At 33.0% G+C, this 821-nt stretch carries 2 protein-coding genes; both read left to right on the top strand.

The annotated features are described in order from the left end of the window. Positions 1–54 precede the first annotated feature (54 nt). The gene (locus tag ACWXVO_RS03155) at positions 55–624 is read left to right on the top strand and encodes a transposase (RefSeq protein ID WP_456002585.1); all 570 of its coding nucleotides are present in this window, start codon (positions 55–57) and stop codon (positions 622–624) included. 17 nt (positions 625–641) lie between these two features. After that, positions 642–821, top strand: a 180-nt coding sequence (locus ACWXVO_RS03150) for an IS3 family transposase (RefSeq protein WP_456002582.1), incomplete at its 3' end; no start/stop codon positions are given.

Genomic DNA, 821 nt, shown 5'->3' with positions numbered 1-821 from the left:
TGATATGTACCCTCTTTACTGGACAAATAAAAACCAGTAAGGAGGGTTATTTTTATGCGCTATGATTATGAATTTAAAAGAAAGTGTGTTGAAATGTATCGACAAGGTATATCGCCAGACACGCCTGATGGTGTTTCAAAAAAATTATTTAGAGACACAGTTCGAAAATGGGTCAGAATCGAAGATGCACGTGGACCTGAAGCATTAAAGCACAAATTACAAAATAAGGCTTGGTCTTCAGAAGAAAAGCATGAGTTAATATCTCGAGCGCTTGCAGGAAATTCGATTAGTTCTGTTGCGATTAATGCAGGAATAAGTGAAGGAATTCTATATCAATGGGTTCGCAAATATGAAATTTATGGATATAATGGTCTTATCGATAAAAAGAAAGGGCATAAATCAAGGAATCCAGATATGAAAAAGATTAATTATAACAATCGCATAAAACTTGAAGAATCCGAATACGAAGAATTAATTCGTTTAAGAGCAGAAAATGAATATATCAAGGCAGAAAACGAAGTAATAAAAAAAGAGATCGCCTTGAGAGAAGAAATGAAAGCTGCACTACTCAAGGCGAAAAAGCAGCACTCATCAAAGAACTCCGTGAAAAAGGATATCAATTAAAACATCTTCTTAAAGCTATGCAAATGGCAAAATCAACTTATTACTTTGAGATAAATAAGGTAGATGTTGTAGAATTAAGAAACGAAGAATTATTAAATGAAATCAAAGATATCTTTAATGAACATAAAGGAAGATATGGGGTAAGGCGTATTCACCAGGAACTTTTAAAAAGAGGTTATCAGGTTAATCATAAAAGA

It is taken from the genome of Mycoplasma sp. 1890 (assembly GCF_053851615.1).
This window is presented reverse-complemented; position numbering and strand designations above follow the sequence as displayed.